An 18,496-nucleotide genomic window follows, 5' to 3' on the forward strand; every position below is an offset into this window, starting at 1 on the left:
GGAAGACCGAAATCTGTGGACAACAAATCGATTTCGGTCCGCCCGTTGACTGCGGAGAGTGAAAACGGACTGTTCGGCTCCCTCCGAGAAGCCGCCACGCACCGCTACGTCGTTGCCGAGCCACCGCCGGGCCGACGCCGAGTCACCGCCGGGCCGGCGCCGGGTCACCGCCGCGGCCGGCGCTACGGCGCCGGGAACCTGTGCTCGTTGCGGTCGATCTTCGCGTTCAGCGCCGCCAGCGGATCGACACCGAGCACTTCGCACAGCTGGAGCAGATAGGCGAGCACGTCGGCGACCTCGTCCGTGACCCTGTGGGCGGTCTCCGGGTCCTCCATCACGTTCGCCGACTCCTCCGGCGTCAACCACTGGAAGATCTCGACCAGTTCCGACGCCTCCACGCTGAGCGCGGCGACGAGGTTCTTGGGGGTGTGGAAGGGCTGCCAGTTCCGCGCGGCCGCGAACTCGGCGAGTCTGCGCTGGAGCTTCGCCACGTCGAGGTGTTGTTCTGTCACGGACCCAGGTGTACCACCGTCACTCCCTCGGTCCGGGCGGCCCCGTGCTCGTCGCCGACGGCGCCGACGCAGCGGATGTGCCCGCGCTCGGCCATCCTCACCGCCAGCCGCAGCAGTTCGGCGCGCTGTCGTACGTCGAGGCCACGGTCGAGGCCGTCCGCGAGCAGGGTGAGGGTCTGCATCGCGGCGGGCACCTCGCCGACCGGGTCCACGTCGAGGACGCCCGGTCCGGTGAGGAGCACCAGCGCGAGGGCGACGTAGCGCAGTTCGCCGTATCCCAGCCGGGCGAGCTCCGTGCGGCTGCCGTCGGCGCGGTGAAGCAGTGCGCGGACCGTGCCGTCGGCCAGCGGTTCGGCGCGCAGGTCCACGACCGGTCCCGTGGATCCCGCGGACAGCGCGGCCACCAGTTGCGCGTGCCGTCGTCCGCACTCCTCGCGGGTGCGCCAGAGGACGTCGGCGAGGTTGTCGCAGCCGGCGAGCAGTCGGCCGGAGCCGGTGGGGACGGGGACCCCCATCCAGTCGGGTTGCGGATCGCAGGCGAAGACGGACCGCAGGGCGACGACCATCTGTTCCGCGGCGGCGAGCACCTGCCGCTGTCCGTCGGTCTTGCCGGCCACGCGCAGCGGCAGCAGTGCGGTGCCGAGCCGGTCGTCGGGCAGGGGGGCGCGCGTCACCGGTGCGGAGCCGCCGGTGTGCCAGGCCGCCTGTACCGCGCGGCGCCCGGGATCGCGCAGCGCCGTCTCCAGCAGCACGACGCCCGCCGCGCTCAGCCGCTCCCCCACGATGCGCAGCTCGGGTTCGGCCTGCACGGCGACGTCGAGCAGCACCGGGCCGCCGGGACCGTCGGCCGTGCATCCGATACGGAACCCCCGGCGACGCTGGGCATCGGGCCGCGCCCCCTGCGGCACACACGCGGCCGGGTCGGCGAACACCTCGCCCAGCGGGGCCCCGCCCCCCAGCCGGGCCAGCGCCTCGTAGGCCCGCAGCGCGCTGCTCTTGCCACTCCCGCTGGCCCCGACGAACAGCGTGACCGGACCCAGCGGAAACCGGGCCCGCCGGTGCCCCGCAAAGGCGGAGAGCCGCAGTTCGGTGACACAGGGCCGGACGTACCGCACCTGGGCGGACGCCGTACGGAGACCCGGCGCGGGGGACGGACCATGTCGCTCCGCCACGGACGGCCCCTGCGCGGGCACGGTACGGGAGACGTCCCCAAACGGCGGCTGGTCGGACGCCGGTTGCGGTACGGCCTGGTGAGGTAAGGGCGTGGAGGCGGCGGAAGAGGCGGCGGAGGACGCAAACGGCGAGGACATATCCGGACCGTAGGACTCCGCCACCAGACGAACCGTTCCGCCCCGCACAGCTTCCTACGATCGAGCGACCCGACGACCACGCCGACCCTACGACCTGACGGCCCGACGGCCCGACGACCTCAAGGATCGGACGACCCGGAGGCCCCCGAGGATCCGGTACGACTCCGCCGACTCCGAAGACTTCGAAGACTCCGACGATCGTCGCGGAGCGCGACAGTGGCGGAGGCGACGTGTGTGCCGAGCCGACGTGCCGACGTGCCTGGAGGTCGCCGAGCGCCGCGCCAGGTGCGGGCGCTCGACGCCCGAGGACCGCTCAGACTCCGGGAACCCCCGCCCCCTCCATGATCCCGCTGACCTCGGTGCCCGGTGGGGTCAGCAGGAAGACGTTTCGGTCGACCCTGTGCATGCCGCTGGCCAGGCCGAAGACGACTCCGGTGGAGAAGTCCAGGACCCGCTTGGCGGTGTCGGTCTCCGCGCCCGTCAGGTCGAGCAGCACCGGGATGCCCGCCATCAGCGTCTCGGCGACCTCGCGGGCGTCCGCGAAGACGTTGACCCGCAGCACGACGAAACGGCGCCGGGTCTCCGTCTCCGCGTCGGGGAGCGAGCGGTGGCTCACCGCCGACGGCCACGCGTCCCGGCCCCGCAGCGGAACAACCTGAGCGAGCCCTTCCCACTGTTCATCGGTGACGTCGTAACGGTTCACCGGCACCCCCCGAACTGACTCGCCTTCAATGCCTGCACCAGCCATTCTTACGCCAAGTCACCCGTTCAGCCCAACAGCGACACGGTCCGCCACCGGCTCCGGTGCCGCGCAACGGCTTCCCACCGTGTCCGCACCGGAGTCCTCAGGTCCAGGCGCACCCCGCTCACCAGCCCCGATAACGTTGCGAAACGGCTTACTCGGCAGAAACGGCGCTGGTAACACCCGCCGAAAGCGAGAACCCGCGGCGTCCGCCGGACAGCAGCGGGCGGCTCGCGGTGTGTGCACGCGAGCATTCTGCCGCGCCCCGGCCGGATCGGCCGCCGGGAGCGCACCGGAGGCCGATCCGGCCGACCGACCGGGCCGACCGTCCGCATCACCGCGTCGGATCCCCCCGTCGGCACACCGCGTCGGCACACCGCGTCGGATCCCCGCGTCGGCACACCGCGGCCGCACTGAGCGTCGTCCTGGTCCCTGGCACGTACGACAGGATGATCACGAAGGGCCCCCGCCCTCCACCCCCCGAGCCCACCTACCGGCGACCTGCGAACCCCGGTCATGAGCAGGGCAGTTCACTTCCTCGCCCAAACCCAAGCGCATGAGATGCCACTGACGCCGCGTCAGGCAAAACCTTTGGCGATACCTCAGGCGACCGTGCGGGTGAAGCGGAGCGTGGTGGTGATCGTCGTCAGGCCGCCCATCATGCCGAGCTGGTTCAGGGTGATCCCGAACTCGTTCCGGTCCACGGTGAATGTGGCGTCCAGGGTGACCGCGTCGGCGTCCGCCTGGCTCAGGCGGGCGGTGAAGTTCTGCGGTCGGCTGATGCCGTGCACCGTCAGCCGGCCGGACACCTTCACGGCCCCGTCGGCGCCGAGTTCGGCGGCACGCACCGCGAAGGTGATCTCGGGGTACTTCTCGACGTCGAAGAAGTCCGCACTGCGCAGGTGCGCGTCCCGCTTGGCGTTCTTGGTGTCGATGGAGGCCGCGTCCAGGACCAGGGTGCCGGTGACCGCTCCGTCGGCGGCCACCTCACCCCCGCCGCTGACGATGGCGAAGACGCCCTTGGCGGCGGCCAGGCCCCACATCGCCTTGTGCTTCAGGGCGACGGTGGAGGCACCCGTGTCGAGCTGCCACAGTCCGGCTTCCACGGCGACGGTCATGGTCGTTCTCCTCGATAATCCAAATTTGGATGAAGCTGGGACGACCCACGCTAGCCGGTAATCCAAATCTGAACAACCTGGTCGTGCAAATTTGGACCACAGATACACTCGTAGCTATGGCAGACCCCGCTGAGCACCCCACCGACCTGCCCTCATGCCCGTCCGCTCAGGGCGCCGGCCTGCTGCCGGCCGAACTGCGCGGCTGGATGCTCCTGCTGGCCGCGACCGGGGCGGTGGAACAGCGGCTGCGCTCGGTGGTCAAGGAACGGCTCGACGTATCGCACGACGAGTTCCTGGTCCTGTGCCTGCTGGCGGAGCAGCCCCGGGAAGGCCTCCGCATGACCCGCATCGCGGAGCTGCTGGGGCGACCCAAGACGCGGCTGACCTATCAGATCGCCTGTCTTCAGCACGCCGGCCTCGTGACCCGCAAGTCGGTCTGCGGCGACAAGCGCGGCATAGAGGTGGCCCTCACCGACAAGGCCCGGCGCATGCTCCGGGAGACGTCCGGCGCCCTGGCCGAGACGGTGACGGGGGCGCTGGCCCATGTCATGGGCCCCGAGCAGTGCGCCGCGATGAGCGGGCTGATACCGAAGACCGCCACGGCTACAGCCACGGCTCCGGAGCCGACGCCGGAGCCGGAGCTGGAGCTGGAGTCGGAGTCGGAGCCGCAGCACTCCACCGTCTCCGACTGACATCCGTCCGCCGGCGGCCGGACGCCGGACGCCCCACCGGCGGGGTTCCGAGGAACACCACGGCAGGGCGGGGCGAGCGGCAACGGGGCAACGGGGCAACGGGGCGGATCGTCCTACCGGGAAGCGTCGGAGTACTCCTCCGCGGACGCGGCATCCTCCGACCCCGCCGGCTCCTCCGACCCCTCCGTGTCCAATGAGGCCTTACGGCCGGGCAGGACCGCGAAGACGATCATCGTGCCGGCGGCCATGATGATCCCGCCGACCAGGCTGGTCTGGGCGACACCCTGCGCGAACGCCTCGTGCACCGCCTCGACCAGGGCCTGCGCCTGCTGCGCCCCGCCTGCGGGGTCCTTCGCGACCTGCTCGGCAACCGCCAGGCCACCGCCCACCGAGTCCTTGGCGGTCTCCAGCGCGGCGGCCGGAAGGTTGCCGCCGACCAGGTCGGTCAGCTCGTCGCGGTACGCGGTGCCGAGGAGCGAGCCGAGGATCGCGATGCCGAGCGAACCGCCCAGCTCCAGCGCGGTGTCGTTGGCTCCGCCGCCGACACCCAGCTCACTCTCCGGGAACGATCCCATGATCGTGTCGGTGGCCGGGGACACGCTCAGGCCGATCGCGAAGCCCAGCATCATCATCGGCGCGAGGAAGTCCGCGTACGTCGAGCCCGTGTCGACCCGGGTGAGCAGGAAGACGCCCGCGGTGCCGATCACCATGCCGGACACGACCATCGCCCGCACGCCCAGCTTCGGGGTCAGCCGCCCGGTCACCGCGGCGCCGACGAAGACCGCACCGGCCAGCGGCAGCAGCCGTACACCGGTCTCCAGCGCGTCGTAGTCCAGCACGAACTGGAGGAACTGGGTGGAGTAGTAGATCGCGCCGAAGGTGCCGAAGAAGAAGAACAGCACCGCCAGCATCGAACCGCTGAAGGGCCGCATCCGGAACTTGCGGACGTCCAGCATCGGATGCGGATGACGAAGCTCCCAGGCCACGAACCCCACCAGACCGGCCCCGGCGACCACGGCAGCGGCGATCGGGCCGGTGCCCCAGCCGAAGTGCGGGCCCTCGATGGTCGCGTACACCAGCGAGCCGACGGAGACGATCGACAGCAGCCCACCGACGTAGTCGATCCGGCCCATGCCCGCCGCCTTGGACGGCGGGACCAGCGCGAGCGCGCCGACGACGGCGATGACCGCGATGGGGATGTTGATCAGGAAGGTCGAGCCCCACGCATGGTCCTGGAGCAGCCAGCCCGCGACCAGCGGTCCGACGGCGATGGCCAGCCCCGAGGTGGCCGTCCAGGCCGTGATGGCCTTGGCCCGCTCACGCCGCGGGAAGATCGCGACCAGCAGCGACAGCGTGGCCGGCATGACGACCGCTGCACCGACACCCATGATCGCGCGGGCCGTGATGACCAGCTCGGTCCGGTCCACCAGGCTGCCCATCACCGAACCGCCCGCGAAGACCAACAGCCCGGTGACCAGGGCGCCACGACGGCTGTACTTGTCGCCGATCGACCCCAGCACGAGCATCAGCGCCGCATACGGGACGGTGTAGCCGTCGATGACCCACTGGAGGTCGCTGCTGCTCAGGCCCAGGTCCGTGGTCATGTCCGGCGCGGCCACGATCAGCGAGGTGTTCGCCATGACCACGATCAACAGGCTCAGGCAGAGCACGATCAGCGCCGACCAGCGCTTGGCGTACGGCCCGGTCATCTTCTCGACGGGTGTGTTGACGGGGAAGGGCATGGGGGCTCCTAAGAGGACGAGTTAATTGCCCGTTGATGTGCAGACTAGTTTATTGCCCATCGGTGTGCAAATATTCCGATGACCCGCTGCCCGCTGCTCCGAGCCACGAGCGACGAGCCCCGAGCCCCGAGCCCCGAGGAGGCGAAGTGACCGGCCTACCGCCCCCGTGCGAACCGCAGCGCCACACCCCCTCACGCGCCACCCTCGATCCGCCCGGCCCATCGCCAGCGCCCGGGAGACTGCCGGCGGGACCGAGCCGTGGCTCCGACACCCGGATCGCTGGCCTCGCCGGGACCGCCGAGACCGCCGGGACCGACGCCGCCACGAGTGCCCTGGCCCGCCCCGTCCTCACCTTGTGCACGGTGAACGACCGCTTTCGCACGCTCATCGGGCTCACCCACCGGGCTCACCCACCGGGTTCGTTCACCGGGCTCACCCACCGGGTTCGTTCACCGGGCCCACCTGCCGGGTCCGTTCACCGGGCTCGTTCACCGCCGCTCATTCATCGGGCTCAGGACCTCGACGCCACCCGGCTCGGCGAACTCCTCACCGCCGCCCGGGACATGGCCGTCCCGTACCGGCCCCCTTGCGCAGGCGAAGCCGCCGTCCACGAAGGAGAGTTGATGTACCAGCACACGTACGGGACCGGCGCGTCCTACGACACGACCGAAGCACCCCGCACGCGACGCAGGCGGCGGCCGGCCGCCACCACCATCGCCCTTGCCGCCCTGCTCACGCTGATCCTGGTCCCCGTCACGGTCGACCGGCTCGTGACGGCACGGGTGGAGTCGCGAACGGCGGAGGCGTTCCAGGAGGGCATGGACACCCCGGCGCGGCCCCAGGTCCACGTGCGCGGGTTCCCCGTCCTGACGCAGGTGGCCTCCGGCACCCTGCGGCGGGTGGACATCACCGCCCACGACATCCCCGCCGACGGGTCGGCCCGCCCGCTGCCGCTGTCCGAACTCGACCTACGGCTGGACGGGCTGACCAGGTCCGACGACGGCAGCGAGGCGCGGGCCCGTTCGGCGGCGGCGACCGCTCGTCTGACCTACCCGGACGTGTCCGAGGCCCTCGGTCTGGAGGTGTCCCAGGGCAAGGGGCCGGGGCGGATCAGCGCGGACATCCTGCTGCCTCTCGGCGGAGGGCGGGTCACTGTGACCACGACCGTCTCGGCGGCGTCCGGCAACCGGATCGCGTTCGACGACTTCCAGGTCGAGGGCGGCGCGCTGCCCGCGGCCGGGGAAGCGGTGCTCGACCAGGTCTTCGAGCAGCCGATCCGGCTGCGGAACATCCCCGACGGCCTGAACCTGCGCTCCGTGACCACCACCGCCACCGGCCTCGACGCCCGGTTCACGGGAAGGTCGGTCACCTTCCGACCGGACGAAGCACCGTCGGACCAGGACCTGTGAGCGCGGAACGGAGAGGCAGGGGAACTATGGCGATCCGGACAGCTCAGGCCCCCGGCTCAGCATCCGCTGCCGCTGCTGCTGCCGCCGACACGACCTCGCCGACCACGGCCCGGGCCCGCTCCTCCGGCACCCCCGCCGCGACGAGCGTCACGACGGCCGTCCGGGTGCCGTCGTCCTCCAGCGCCCCGGTGTTGACCTCCTCCAGCAGCGCGACCTGCATCGCCTCGAGCCCCGCGCTCAGCACGGCGGGCGGCAGCTGCGTGTGGAAGACACCGTCGCGCTGCCCGCGCGCCAGGATGGCGGTGACCTCGTCGCGGGCGGGGGCGAGGATCTCGGCGACGCGCTCGTCGCCCAGGTCACGCCGGGCCAGCGCCAGGAGCAGCCGGTAACGGTCGCCCACCGGCCAGATCGTGTGCACGAAGTGCGCGAGCGCCCGCTCGGCCGGCTCCTGCGGCGCCGTCGCGACCGCCAGCGCGCCGCACAACGCCTCGGACGCCTCCTCCGCGAGCGCCTCCAACAGCGCCGCCCGTCCGGGAAAGTGGCCGAAGAGCGTTCGCCGTACGACGCCGGAGGCCCGCGCGATCTCCTCCAGGGTGACGTCCGGGTTCCGGCCGAGCTCCTGCCGGGCCGTGGCCAGAATGCGCGCCCGGTTGGACCGCGAATTACGCCGCTGCGGCTCGCGGGCCACGGAGTGGGTCACGGGAAACCTCGGGTGGTTCGGTACGGACGAACGGACGACGGGCGCCCATTGTGGCCGATCTTCGCCGCGGGGGCGACCCGGGTGCGACTCGGGTGCCACCCGGATTTGACGTGGGTACGACCCGGCTGCGCCTGGAAACGAGGGCCGCGCCCCACCGAGAGCAGCGCCAGACCGACGACGACGTCACGCCGAGAGCAGCGCCAGACCAGACGGCAACACCTCACCGACGACAGCGTCAGACCGACGGCAGCACCTCATCTCACCTCACCGACATCAGCGCCGGACGACGACACCGTCACGCCGACGACGACACCGTCACGCCGACGGCGACACCGCAACGTCACACCGCCAGCACCACCAACACCGACAGCCCCGTCCCGCCGACAGCCCCGTCAGACCGACAGCCCCGTCAGCCCGAGGCGGCCGGTTCCCCGTGGCCCTGCCACGGCCGGGCCAGCCCGACGAGGGCGAGTCCCGCCCCCGCCGCGGCGACCAGCATGATGACGGCCATCGGCAGGGAGCTGTCCTCCCCGAACAGCCCCACCAGCGGCGAGGCGAGCGCTCCGAAGAGGAACTGGAGGCCGCCCAGCAGCGCGGACGCCGCTCCCGGCGCCATCCGCCCCACCGCCTGTCCGATGCTCATGCCGCCCGGGAAGACCAGCCCGATGCCGCTCGCGGTCACGAACAACGTGACCCACGTGCCCACGAGGCTCTCTCCCACGGACAGGACCAGCAGGACCTGCGCCAGCGTGCCCACCAGCACCACGCCGACACCGGCCGCGAGCAGGGTGTTCAGCCGCACGCCCCGCCCGGCGAGCCGGGAGAAGACCGTGCCGGCGAGCAGCATGCCGACCGCGTTGGTGGCGAAGATGAGGGAGTACGTCGTCGAGGAGACGCCGTGGAGGTTCTCGAAAACGAAGCTGGAACCGCTGATATAGGTGAACAGGGCCGCCGCCACGAAGGCGACGACCAGGACGTATCCCATGAACGCCCGGCGGCCGAGCAGCGTTCCCATGGCACGGAACGTGTTCACGAACCCGCCGCTCTGACGCCGCTCGGGCGGCAGGGACTCCGGCACCCGGCGCACCACGGCGAGCAGCAGCAGTCCGCCCAGCACCGCCAGCACGGCGAACACCGCGCGCCAGGTGGACACGCTCAGGATCACCCCGCCGAGCACCGGCGCGGCGATCGGCGCCACGCCCATGACCTGGGAGAGCACCGCGAAGTGGCGCGGCAGTTCGGCGCCGTGGAAGCGGTCGGTGAGTACGGCCCGGGCCAGCACCATGCCCGCCGCGCCGGCCACGCCCTGGAGAAAGCGGGCGCCGGTCAGCAGACCGACGTTCGGGGCGACGGCGCACACCAGGGAGAAGAGGACGAATCCGGCCGACCCGGATATCAGCAGCCGGCGCCGCCCGAGCCCGTCGCTGAGCGGTCCGATCAGCAACTGCCCGAAGACCAGCCCGGCCAGGAACGCGGTCATCGTCAGCTGTACGGCCGAGCTGCTCGCGCCGAGCGTGTCCCCCATGGCCGGGAAGCCGGGGACGTACATGTCGGTCGCGAGCGGGGCGACCGCCGTCAGGGCGCCGAGGACGGCGACAAGGGCGACGGCCGAACGCTCCCCGGGGGCAGGGGCAGGGGCAGGGACGCCGGCGGTCGGCAGGGCGGTGGCACGGGAGGATGACGGAGGTACCATGAGAATAAAGATAACCAATAGTTCACTAGCTAACAAATAGCGAGCAGGTCAGAAGGCGAGCCTCATGCCCACCTCCCCCGCCTCCCCCGCCGACGTCCGCGCCCAATGGGCCGCGCACCATCCGGGCCTCGACACCTCCCCCATGGAAGTGGTCGGCCTGCTCAAGCGCGCCACCGGCCTGCTCGACCGCGCCGTCGAACCCCTCTACGCGGGCGCCCCGCTCACCGCCCCCGAGGTCGACACGCTCATCCCCCTGCGCCACGCCACCGAGCCGGTCATCGCCCGCAGCCTCGCCGAACGCCTCGGCCTCTCCCGCGCGGGCGTCAGCAAGACGCTCGCCAAACTGGAGAAACGCGGCTTCATCACCCGCACCCCCAACCCCGCCGACCGCCGCGCCGCCCTGCTCACCATCACCGAGTCGGGCGCCAAGGCCGTCGACGACCTCTTCCCCCGCCAACTCGCCGCGGAGGTCGATCTGTTGGCAGGTCTGGGAGACGACCGGGACTGGGTCCTCAAGGCGTTGGGCCGACTGGTGGAGACGATGGAGGGGCAGGGACGCCACGGCTGAACCCGGGGCCGGCCGAGTGGTGGCCGGGCCGGGCCGACGGGGGAGGACGCAGGTCCGGCGGGATCCCGTCCTCGGGAGGTGCCTGTCGGACGGGCGGGGCTCACCAGAACCGCCCGCTTCTTCGCGCGCGTCCTGCTCTACGGTGCCATCAGTCACCTACGACCGGGGAGGAACCGTGCAGCAGCCGAAGGCGGCTCTCGCCGAACGCATCGCCGAGCGCAGAAGCGGAGGCGACGACCCGCGTGCTCTGGTGGGCGAGATGCGACGCTCGGTCCTCCTCGTGCCGCTGGCCGACGGAGGTCTGTGGTCGGTGCGTTCGGGCGGGGTGCGGTGGATCTGCGGGTTCACCGACGAGGTCGCACTGGCCCGGTTCGCCCTGCGCCACGCGCGCGGTGACCAGCCCATGGAGTACGCGGCGCTGCTGGGTGCGCGCATCGTCGACGAGCTCGTGCCCGCCCTGGGCGAACCCGCCGGTCTCGCCGTCGACATCGCCACCGAGGACGGGTCGATGTTCTTCCCGCCGGTCGTCGGCATCGTGCCGGACGCGGTCGCCGTGGACGCCGGTGCGGCGGGAGAGGGGCCGCGGTCATGAGCGGTGACGGACCGGACCTGCGGCTCGACAAGGCGTCCGTCGCCAAGTTCACCCAGGGGGTGGGCGCGACCATCGACCAGCTCGGTGAACTCGGCGGCGCCACCGGGTCGGTGATGGGAAAGGGTTTCTCGGAGCTGGCGATGACCGGGATGGAGGCCGGGCACCACGGCCTCGCGGTCGACTTCGAGGACTTCTGCGAGCGTTGGGAGTGGGGCGTGCGCGCCCTGGTGCACGACGCCAGTGCGCTCGCGAACCGCCTCGGTCTGGCAGCGGGCACCCAGTGGGAGCACGACCAGTACGTGGCGGCAACGCTCAAGGTGGGCGCCAACTCCCTGTTCGGCGGGAACCCGCACGCCAGTGAGGAGGAGATCGCCCAGCAGAACTGGGGCGACATCTTCACGCCGGACTACCTGAACCCGGACTGGAGCGCCGAGTCGTTCGACAAGGCAGGTCAGGACATGGAGCAGACCTGGAAGGACACCGGCCGCACCGTTCTCACCGAGGGCCAAGGCGGCCGGCAGTCGCAGGTGCTCAACGACGCTCTCGGCATCTCCGACGACCAGTGGAACCAGGCGCTGGACGACACCTTCGGCCCGTCGCCGGAGGAACGCGCCCAGCAGGAGCAGCAGCAGGGTGAGTCCGGGGGGAACTGACGGTGGGTATCGGCGACTTCATCAGTGACATCACACCCGACTCGGTCGAGGACGCGGTCGAGGACGGCGTCGAGTGGGTGGGCAACCGGGTCGAGGACGCGGGCAACTGGACCGCCGACCGGCTGGAGGACGTCGGGTGGGAGTCCGGCGCGGACTGGGTGCGCGAACAGTCCCGTTCGGTCGCCAACCGGATGGGCGCCGAGGTCGACGAGATGGACCTCGGGCAGACCGAGGACAAGACCAAGCTGATCTACGGCAGCGCGAGCGAGATCACCTCCACCGCCACGAAGCTCCGCGCCTTCCAGTCGGCCTTCGACAACGCCGGCGACGGGCTCAAGGGCCTCGACTCGTCCCGGCTCAAGGGTGAGACGGCCGAGGCGCTGCGCACCGCGGTGAGCACCCAGCCGCCCAAGTGGTACACCGCCGCCGACGCCTGCGCGAAGGCGGTCGGTGCGCTGGACGCGTTCGCCGGCACCGTCACCTGGGCGCAGGGGCAGGCGCAGACGGCGATCGACAAGTGGAAGGAGGGCGTCAAGGCCTCCGAGGACGCCGCCGACGCCCACCGCAAGAAGGTCGACGACTACAACGGCGCCGTCGATCGCTACAACGCCCAGCCAGCGGACCAGCGCGACCCGGCCTCGCTGCCGCCGAAGCCCGCGGCGACGTTCGACGATCCCGGCAAGAAGCTGATGCAGGACGCTCAGGACCTCCTCGCCGAGGCCCGCAAGCAGCGCAACTCGGCGGCGGAGACCGCGCGCACGGCGGTCCGCGCCGCCCGCGACATGGCTCCGCAGAAGCCGTCCTACGCCGAGCAGTTGGGCGACGGGATGCAGGAGCTGCAGCTCATGGGCGACCATGTCGGCGGCGGCGTCATCAAGGGCACGGCGGGGCTGCTCAACTTCGTCCGCAGCGTCAACCCCATGGACCCGTACAACATCACGCACCCGGCCGAGTACGCCACGTCCCTCAACAGTCTGGCCGCCGGTCTGGTGGTGGCCGCCAACGATCCGGTCGGCACCGGCAAGCAGATGGTCGGCGACTTCATGAAGGACCCGGCGGAGGGCTTCGGCCGGCTGCTGCCCGACGTCGCGCTGACCGTGGCCACCGGGGGCGGCGGCGCCGCGGTGAAGGGCGTGCGGATCGCCGAGGAGGCCGCCGACGCCGCGCGGCTGCGCCGCCTGATCGACGACGCCCCGGACGGCACCCACCGCCGTCCGGACGGCGAGCGCACCACCGACGGCACCGACCCGGTGGACCTCGCCTCGGGCCGGATGTTCCTGCCGCAGACCGACCTCGAGATCCCCGGCATCCTCCCGCTGCTCTTCACCCGCCGCACCGAGTCCGGCACCGCGACCGGCCGCTTCCTTGGGTCCGCCTGGACGTCCACGGTCGACGAGCGTCTGGAGATCGACGCGATCGGCGTCGTCCACGTCACCGCCGACGGGCTGCTCGTCCCGTACCCGCACCCGGCACCCGGCGCGCCCACCACACCGGAATCGAGCCGGGCCCGAACGCTTCTCGCCAGGGAGACCGACGGCGACTACACGGTCACCGACCCCGACACCGGTCTGACCCGTCGTTTCACCGCCCCGCCCGGCACCGAGCCGGGCGACGACGGCACGGCCTGGCTGTCGACCGTCGCCGAACGCAACGGCCGCACGAGCACCGTCGACCGCGGCGAGGACGGCCTGCCACTGGCCCTCGTCCACTCGTCAGGCCCCCGGGTGAACCTGTCCGTCACCGACGGCCTGGTCACCGCGCTGTCCCTGGCCGGCGCGGGCGAGGGCGGCGCGGACCTGGCGCTGACGAGCTACGGCTATCAGGACGGCAATCTCACCACCGTCACCAAACCCTCCGGCGCCACCACCACCTTCGTCTACGACGACCGCCGCCGGGTCATCGCCTGGATCGACTCCAACGGAAGCCGGTACGACTACGTCTACGACGATCGCGACCGGGTCATCGCCGAAGGCGGCGAAGCCGGCCACATCCAGATCACCCTCGCCTATTCCGCACCCGAAGCCGGAACCGGCCACCGCACCACCACCCTGACCACCGCCGAGGGTCACACCACCCGCCATCTCATCGGCCCCGGCTGTCGCGTGCTGGCCACCACGGATCCGCTCGGCCACCTCAGCACCTTCACCTACGACGCCCGCGGGAACCTCCTCACCCGCACCGACCCACTCGGCCGCACCACCGCCCACACCTACGACGAGCACGACCGCCTGGTCGCCGTGCTCCGCCCGGACGGCAGCCGACTCACCATGAAACCCGGCCCGTTCGGGAGGTACACGGACCTCCACGGCCCGGACGGCAGCCGCTGGCTCCAAAGCTTCGACGAGCGCGGCAATCGCGTGGCGGTCACCGATCCGGCCGGCCACACCACCCGGTACGCCTACGACGCTCGCGGATGCCCGACGTCGATCACCGACGCGCTGGGAGCCGTCACCACCGTCCGCTGCGACGCCATGGGCCTGCCCGCGCAGGTCGTCGACCCGGCCGGCGGGACCACCCACGTCGAGCGCGACGCCCTCGGACATGCCGGACGCGTCACCGACCCCACAGGTGGCGTCACTTGTCTCGAGTGGGACACGGACGGCAATCTGATCCGCCGGGAGGCCCCGGACGGCGCCACCGAGTCGTGGACCTACGACGGCGAGGGCAACCGCCTCACCCACACCGACCCGATCGGCGGGGTGTCCCGCTTCGAGTACACCCACTTCGACCTGGTGGCGTCCCGCACCCGACCGGACGGAGCCCGGTACGAGTTCGGGTACGACGCCGCCCTGCGGCTCGTCCAGGTCACCGACCCGCAGGGCGCACGCTGGGCCTACGAGTACGACGCGGCCGGTCGGATGGTCTCGGAGACCGACTTCGACGGCCGAACCCTCGGCTACCGGCTCGACTCCGCCGGACAACTCGCCTCCCGAACCGACTCGCTCGGCCACGTCATCTCCTTCGAACGGGACGAACTCGGCCAGGTGATCCGGAAGGACGCCGACGGCCGGGTCACCGACTACGGCTACGACCGGGCCGGACGGCTGCTGCAGGCGTCCGGCCCGGACAGCGAACTCCTCTACGTGTACGACCGCCGGGGACGGGTCAAGTCCGAGCTCGTCGACGGCCGCGCCATGAGCTACGCGTACAACGCCGTGGGCCGCCGCACCCGCCGTGTCACTCCCACCGGCCACGTGACCACCTACGCATACGACGCCGGTGGCCGTCCCGAGCGCCTGACCAGCGGGGGGTCCCCGGTCGTCTTCGCCCACGATGTCGCGGGCCGTGAAACGGCTCGTGTCTTCGCAGACTTCGCCGACGCGCTCACCGTCACCTCGGCCTGGGACGAGGCCGGGCGGCTCTCCGCCAGCCACCTGACCGTCGACGGCCGTACGGTCAACAGCCGCGCCTACTCCTACCGCCCGGACGGCCACCTCTACTCGGTCAGCGACTTCCTGTCGGGCACCCGCACCTTCGACCTGGACACGGTCGGCCACGTCACCGCCGTCCACGGGCAGGGTTGGACCGAGCGGTACGCCTACGACGCCGGCGGCAACCTGACCGAGGCGTCCTGGCCCGCCTCCCACCCCGGCAACGAGGCCACCGGCCCGCGGACCTACGCCGGCACAGCGATCACCCGCGCCGGATCCGTCCGCTTCGAGCACGACGCCCTCGGCCGCATCACCCTGCGGCAGAAGACCCGCCTGTCCCGCAAACCCGACACCTGGCGCTACGAATGGGACGCCGAGAACCGACTCACCTCGGTGGTCACCCCGGACGGAACCCGTTGGCGCTACCGCTACGACCCCCTGGGCCGCCGCGTCGCCAAGCAGCGGCTGGCGGACGACGAGAGCGTGGTGGAGGAGACCCGGTTCGCCTGGGACGGCATGACCCTCTGCGAACAGACCCTTCACCACCCGGATCTCCCGAACGCCGTCGCCCTCACCTGGGACCACCGGTCCGGCGTTCCCCTCTCACAGACCGAGCGCATCCTCACGGCGGATGCCCATCAGGACGAGGTGGACCGGCGCTTCTTCGCCATCGCCACCGACCTCGTCGGCACCCCTGTCGAGCTGATCGGCCAGGACGGCGACATCGCCTGGCGCACCCGCGCCACCCTCTGGGGCACCACCGCCTGGAGCAGTTCCAGCACGGCCTACACCCCGCTCCGCTTCCCCGGTCAGTACTACGACCCGGAAACCGGCCTGCACTACAACGTGTTCCGGCACTACGACCCCGAGACCGCGCGATACCTCACTCCGGACCCCCTCGGGCTCGCGCCCGCCCCCAACCCCGCCGCCTACGTCCACAACCCTCACACCTGGTCCGACCCCCTCGGACTCAGCCCGTATCCGCGTGGCGAGAAGGGCAACCCGTTCGAGAACCGTGCGGACGCGGAAAAAGCGGCGTTCGAGCTCGCCGGTGTTCGTTACGGCGAAGAACCCATCGCCGAGTGGGTGGTCACCGGGGACAAGCAAATGAAGCACATGCCGGGCTATATCTATTCGCCCGATCCGGCACACTGGGGAAATTTCCGGCAATTCGAGACCGACAGTGGCTCGCGTGTGGTCGTCGAGCACACCAACGATCCGGCAGGCCCACACTTCCATGCCGGCAAGCCGAAGATCGACGACACCCGGAGCCTGGTCAACTTCGGCTGGGACAACGCACGGGTGCAGCGTCCCGACGGCAGCCTCGGCTATCCGGAGTCCATGGAGAGATACGGCAAGATAGACAAGTCGGGTGGCGACCATCACCTGTTCTACGGAGGCGGCTGAATGTCCTGGGGACCGATGAAAGGTCAGGGAGCATGATGGACCGGCAGGCACCGCAGTGGCGGGACGCCCTTCGCCGCTGCGGGCTCGAGGTGACGGGAGAGGCCGCCCCTGACGGCCCGCCCGTGAACGCCGCCATCCATGCGGTCAGCGGCTTCGAGGTGGAACCGGTCGCCACCGTCCCCGCCGCCGCCCCCCACGCCGCCGACGAACTGGACGAGGCATGGCATCGCCATGCCTCACAGGCCTCGCTCTACGGGGAGAACGGGGAGTTCCTCATCCTCCCGCCCGTACCCGGCGGGAGCGCGATCGGCTGGGTGCGGGTAAAGGACCCGGTCGGCAAGAACCTCCCGTCACGTATCTCCGGAGTGACGGGTTCACCCGAGTTCGTGGCCGTCTCGGCCGACGGCCGCCACCTGTGTGCCGCCTCGGTCGAAGAATCCGACTACTGGGTGGTGGTCCACGAGTTCTGAGGTCCTCAAAACCCCGGCCGCGGCGAATCGATCGACGGCACGGCCGGGAAACTCGGACAAAGCCTCGTTCGGCCTTGTGGTTCAGGCGCCCTTGGCCACCGGCTCCAGAATCGCCACGCACTCCACGTGATGCGTCATCGGAAACAGATCGAACGCCCGCAGCATCCGCACCTTGTAGCCGCCGTCCCGGAAGTACGCCAGGTCGCGCGCCAGCGCCGCCGGGTCGCACGCCACGTACGCGATCTTCCGCGCCCCCAGCGAAGCCAGGTGTGCGACCGTCTTCTTGCCCGCGCCCGCGCGCGGCGGGTCGAGGACGATCAGGTCGACCTCGGTGATCCCGGTGCGCGGCAGCACCGCCTCGACCTTGCCCTGCTCGATCCGCACCCGCTCGAACCCGGCGAGGTTGTGCCGGGCGTCCTCCACGGCGCGCTTGCCGGACTCGATGCCCAGCACCGCGCCCTTGTCGCCGAGGCGGTCGGCGAGGGCGCCCGCGAAGAGGCCGACGCCGCAGTACAGGTCGAGCGCCATGTCGCCCTTGCGCGGCAGCAGGCCCTGCATGACCGCCTTGACGAGGGTGTCGGCGGCCTGCGGATGGACCTGCCAGAAGCCGCCGCTGCCGACACGGTACGTCCGGCCGTCGGCACGCTCGCGGACGAAGGCCCGGCCATGGACGCGGTGGATGCCGCCGTCGTGCTCCTCGACCCGCATGACGGAGACGGGCCGGTCCAGCTCGACGAGGGGCAGACGGGCGCCGGGGCGGGGTTCGAGGATCACCATGCGGTCCTGGGAGCCCGTCGCGGCGATCGCGTCGACGGACGCCATCCCGGACCAGTCGCGGTCCTCGATGCCCAGCTCGCTGACGCCCGGCGCCGCGATCATGCAGTGCTCGATCGGCTCGACCTCGTGCGAGCGGTGGCGCCGCAGCCCGGCGTTGCCGTCGGCGTCGACCGCGTACTGGACGCGGGTGCGCCATGCGGGCACCTCGCCGGCCGGCAGTTTGTCGCCCTCGGCCGGCATCACGGTGCCGTCCCAGCCGGCCTCCTCGGGCGTGAGGCCCGCGAGCCGCAGCAGCTGCTCGGCGATCACCTCGCCCTTGAGGCGGCGCTGGGCGCCCGGCTTGGCGTGCTGCCAGTCGCAGCCGCCGCAGCGGCCGGGTCCGGCGTACGGGCAGGGTGCCTCGACGCGGTCCTTGGACGCCTCCAGCACCTGTACGGCGTCCGCGCGCAGGTACCGGGCCCCTTCCTCGCCCTCGGTCACCCGGGCCACGACCCGCTCGCCGGGCAGCGTGTGCCGGACGAACAGCACCTGGCCGGCTTCCGTCCGGGCGATGCAGTGGCCGCCGTGGGCGACGGGGCCGATCTCGACCTCGTATTCCTGCCCCACGAGCGACACCGCCTGCGACTTCTTCGGTTCTGCCTGCATGGCGGGGTGACTCCACAACGTCGAACGAGGAACGGCCGGACAACAGCCCACCAGTCTACGTGGCTGTCGTCCGGCCGTTCACCATGCGCCGGGAC

At 71.4% G+C, this 18,496-nt stretch carries 15 protein-coding genes; 7 read left to right on the forward strand and 8 right to left on the reverse strand.

Annotated features, from left to right (window positions below):
* Window positions 1-182 precede the first annotated feature (182 nt).
* From OG933_RS12075 to OG933_RS12090, 4 genes are all read right to left on the reverse strand, one after another.
* On the reverse strand, window positions 183-512 hold the full coding sequence (locus OG933_RS12075; protein ID WP_054243429.1) for a nucleotide pyrophosphohydrolase: 330 nt from the start codon (window positions 510-512) through the stop codon (window positions 183-185).
* Window positions 509-1,627 carry an ATP-binding protein gene (locus OG933_RS12080; RefSeq protein ID WP_405633359.1) on the reverse strand — a complete coding sequence of 373 codons (1,119 nt, stop codon included), beginning with the start codon at window positions 1,625-1,627 and terminating at the stop codon, window positions 509-511. The genes OG933_RS12075 and OG933_RS12080 overlap by 4 nt, the downstream gene beginning before the upstream one ends.
* A 508-nt stretch (window positions 1,628-2,135) precedes the next feature.
* Window positions 2,136-2,525, reverse strand: a complete 390-nt coding sequence (locus tag OG933_RS12085) for a cell division protein SepF (RefSeq protein ID WP_028806047.1) — start codon at window positions 2,523-2,525, stop codon at window positions 2,136-2,138.
* 641 nt (window positions 2,526-3,166) lie between these two features.
* Entirely contained in the window at window positions 3,167-3,682 is a 516-nt protein-coding gene (locus OG933_RS12090) for a YceI family protein (RefSeq protein ID WP_405627033.1), read from the reverse strand.
* Window positions 3,683-3,798: 116 nt separating this feature from the next.
* On the opposite strand from OG933_RS12090, the gene OG933_RS12095 reads away from it, so the two are divergent.
* On the forward strand, window positions 3,799-4,374 hold the full coding sequence (locus OG933_RS12095; protein ID WP_405627036.1) for a MarR family winged helix-turn-helix transcriptional regulator: 576 nt from the start codon (window positions 3,799-3,801) through the stop codon (window positions 4,372-4,374).
* Between the two features lie 113 nt (window positions 4,375-4,487).
* Here the strand turns inward: OG933_RS12095 and OG933_RS12100 are convergent, their stop codons facing one another.
* Window positions 4,488-6,116: an MFS transporter gene (locus tag OG933_RS12100; protein WP_405627037.1), complete on the reverse strand. Its 1,629-nt coding sequence runs from the start codon at window positions 6,114-6,116 to the stop codon at window positions 4,488-4,490.
* 623 nt (window positions 6,117-6,739) lie between these two features.
* Between OG933_RS12100 and OG933_RS12105 the strand changes: the two genes are divergently transcribed.
* The gene (locus OG933_RS12105) at window positions 6,740-7,525 is read left to right on the forward strand and encodes a DUF2993 domain-containing protein (protein WP_405627039.1); all 786 of its coding nucleotides are present in this window, start codon (window positions 6,740-6,742) and stop codon (window positions 7,523-7,525) included.
* A gap of 43 nt (window positions 7,526-7,568) precedes the next feature.
* Here the strand turns inward: OG933_RS12105 and OG933_RS12110 are convergent, their stop codons facing one another.
* Entirely contained in the window at window positions 7,569-8,225 is a 657-nt protein-coding gene (locus tag OG933_RS12110; RefSeq protein ID WP_405627041.1) for a TetR/AcrR family transcriptional regulator, read from the reverse strand.
* 409 nt (window positions 8,226-8,634) lie between these two features.
* Window positions 8,635-9,918 carry a multidrug effflux MFS transporter gene (locus tag OG933_RS12115; protein ID WP_405627042.1) on the reverse strand — a complete coding sequence of 428 codons (1,284 nt, stop codon included), beginning with the start codon at window positions 9,916-9,918 and terminating at the stop codon, window positions 8,635-8,637.
* A 64-nt stretch (window positions 9,919-9,982) separates the two neighbouring features.
* Here OG933_RS12115 and OG933_RS12120 point away from each other — a divergent pair, with 64 nt between their 5' ends.
* From OG933_RS12120 to OG933_RS12140, 5 genes are all read left to right on the forward strand, one after another.
* A complete protein-coding gene (locus OG933_RS12120) occupies window positions 9,983-10,486 on the forward strand; it encodes a MarR family transcriptional regulator (RefSeq protein WP_362531308.1) in 504 nt (167 codons plus the stop codon).
* A gap of 175 nt (window positions 10,487-10,661) precedes the next feature.
* Window positions 10,662-11,078 (forward strand): hypothetical protein, encoded by a 417-nt coding sequence (locus OG933_RS12125; protein ID WP_405627044.1) that lies wholly within the window; start codon window positions 10,662-10,664, stop codon window positions 11,076-11,078.
* Window positions 11,075-11,731 carry a hypothetical protein gene (locus OG933_RS12130; RefSeq protein ID WP_405627045.1) on the forward strand — a complete coding sequence of 219 codons (657 nt, stop codon included), beginning with the start codon at window positions 11,075-11,077 and terminating at the stop codon, window positions 11,729-11,731. Before OG933_RS12125 ends, OG933_RS12130 begins: the two co-directional genes overlap by 4 nt.
* Window positions 11,732-11,733: 2 nt before the next feature.
* Entirely contained in the window at window positions 11,734-16,509 is a 4,776-nt protein-coding gene (locus OG933_RS12135; protein ID WP_405627046.1) for a putative T7SS-secreted protein, read from the forward strand.
* A 32-nt stretch (window positions 16,510-16,541) separates the two neighbouring features.
* On the forward strand, window positions 16,542-16,979 hold the full coding sequence (locus OG933_RS12140) for a hypothetical protein (RefSeq protein WP_405627048.1): 438 nt from the start codon (window positions 16,542-16,544) through the stop codon (window positions 16,977-16,979).
* Window positions 16,980-17,060: 81 nt separating this feature from the next.
* Here OG933_RS12140 and OG933_RS12145 read toward each other — a convergent pair whose 3' ends face one another.
* Window positions 17,061-18,401, reverse strand: a complete 1,341-nt coding sequence (locus OG933_RS12145) for a class I SAM-dependent RNA methyltransferase (protein WP_362531322.1) — start codon at window positions 18,399-18,401, stop codon at window positions 17,061-17,063.
* Between the last annotated feature and the right edge of the window lie 95 nt (window positions 18,402-18,496).

It is taken from the genome of Streptomyces sp. NBC_00016, assembly GCF_045040885.1.
GTDB classification, from domain to species: domain Bacteria; phylum Actinomycetota; class Actinomycetes; order Streptomycetales; family Streptomycetaceae; genus Streptomyces; species Streptomyces coriariae.

Excerpts from the sequence above, each read along its gene's own strand:
- OG933_RS12105 (WP_405627039.1), top strand. The coding sequence starts at position 6,740 with ATGTACCAGCACACGTACGGGACCGGCGCGTCCTACGACACGACCGAA.
- OG933_RS12130 (WP_405627045.1), top strand. The coding sequence starts at position 11,075 with ATGAGCGGTGACGGACCGGACCTGCGGCTCGACAAGGCGTCCGTCGCC.
- OG933_RS12115 (WP_405627042.1), bottom strand. The coding sequence starts at position 9,918 with ATGGTACCTCCGTCATCCTCCCGTGCCACCGCCCTGCCGACCGCCGGC.
- OG933_RS12140 (WP_405627048.1), top strand. The coding sequence starts at position 16,542 with ATGATGGACCGGCAGGCACCGCAGTGGCGGGACGCCCTTCGCCGCTGC.
- OG933_RS12095 (WP_405627036.1), top strand. The coding sequence starts at position 3,799 with ATGGCAGACCCCGCTGAGCACCCCACCGACCTGCCCTCATGCCCGTCC.
- OG933_RS12120 (WP_362531308.1), top strand. The coding sequence starts at position 9,983 with ATGCCCACCTCCCCCGCCTCCCCCGCCGACGTCCGCGCCCAATGGGCC.
- OG933_RS12100 (WP_405627037.1), bottom strand. The coding sequence starts at position 6,116 with ATGCCCTTCCCCGTCAACACACCCGTCGAGAAGATGACCGGGCCGTAC.
- OG933_RS12090 (WP_405627033.1), bottom strand. The coding sequence starts at position 3,682 with ATGACCGTCGCCGTGGAAGCCGGACTGTGGCAGCTCGACACGGGTGCC.
- OG933_RS12145 (WP_362531322.1), bottom strand. The coding sequence starts at position 18,401 with ATGCAGGCAGAACCGAAGAAGTCGCAGGCGGTGTCGCTCGTGGGGCAG.